This is a genomic window from Nocardia sp. NPDC059228 (assembly GCF_042754245.1).
Taxonomy (GTDB): Bacteria; Actinomycetota; Actinomycetes; order Mycobacteriales; family Mycobacteriaceae; genus Nocardia.
The window spans coordinates 1-1,017 of record NZ_JBHZAL010000194.1; the positions used below are offsets into that span (position 1 = coordinate 1).

1 protein-coding gene and 1 pseudogene are annotated in these 1,017 nt (G+C 74.9%); both read left to right on the plus strand.

All coding sequences use genetic code 11. The features are described from left to right. Positions 1-178 precede the first annotated feature (178 nt). A complete protein-coding gene (locus ACFXKA_RS43435; protein ID WP_379431975.1) occupies positions 179-622 on the plus strand; it encodes a DUF4429 domain-containing protein in 444 nt (147 codons plus the stop codon). A 97-nt stretch (positions 623-719) separates the two neighbouring features. After that, positions 720-1,017: pseudogene (locus ACFXKA_RS43440) on the plus strand (sensor histidine kinase); the annotation flags it as partial.

Here is a 1,017-nt window from a genome sequence, read left to right on the forward strand (position 1 = left end):
GGAGGCGGGGCGGGCCAGGTCCCAGGCCGGGACACCGACCCCCAGGTCGTCGACGTCGATCAGCCGCCACGGGCCGTCCGGCGGGCAGGAGCCGGCCGACGACTATCTGGTGGACGCTCCCCCGGCGCCGCTGCACTTCAAGGCCTACGACGGCAAGGCGTCCTTCGACGGGTCCAAGGTGTCCTTCCGCTGGTTCTGGACGGGCGCGTCGTCGGCGAAGTGGAAAGCGGGCGACCAGCGGTTCGCGGTCACCGAGCTGTGCGGGGTCGAGTGGCGCTCCCCCGAGGTCTTCGACGGCTACCTGCGGCTGCTGCGCCGGGGCGACCAGGAGCAGCCCGCACAGGCCGACCACGACCCGGCGGCGGTGGTCTTCGGCCTCGGCTACGGGCCGGTCCACGAGTCGCTGCCGTTCGCGGCGGCGGTGCTGGCCGCCGTACGCGCCTCGGGGCCCGCCCCCGCCCTGGACACCGGACCGGTCCCGGTGCCGGTGATGGCGTCGGAACGCCGCGACCCGGCCGACATCGCCGAACGGATCCGGCACCTGGGCGAGCTGCACGAGGCGGGACTGGTCACGGACGACGAGTTCAGCGCGAAGAAGGCGGAACTGCTCGCCGAGCTGTGACGCGCGTAGCGGGCGGACCCCCTACTGGGGTACGGGGCCGGGTGTGGCTCCTGGGTATGACGCCGCCGGCGCGCGGGCTTAATACGCTGAACCGGCCATGAGTACCGATGACCCGCCCCCTGCCCCGGCGCCCCGTACCGCCCGTGCCCGTGAGTCGCTGCGCTCGCTCGGCAGCGCGCTGCGTACCCCGGCCGCGTCCACCGAGCCGCTGCTGGCGCGCGCCGCGAAGCCCTGGCAGCGCTACATCCCGTACGTCGTCGCCCTCGGCTTCGCCGCCGCGCTGCTGCCCGTCACGGTGACCGTGCTCGTCCAGGACTACGGGCTGGCGGGCGGCTGGGCGGGATCGCTCGCCACCGCTCAGGCCGCGCCGCTGCTGCTCGCCGTGACCCGGCCGC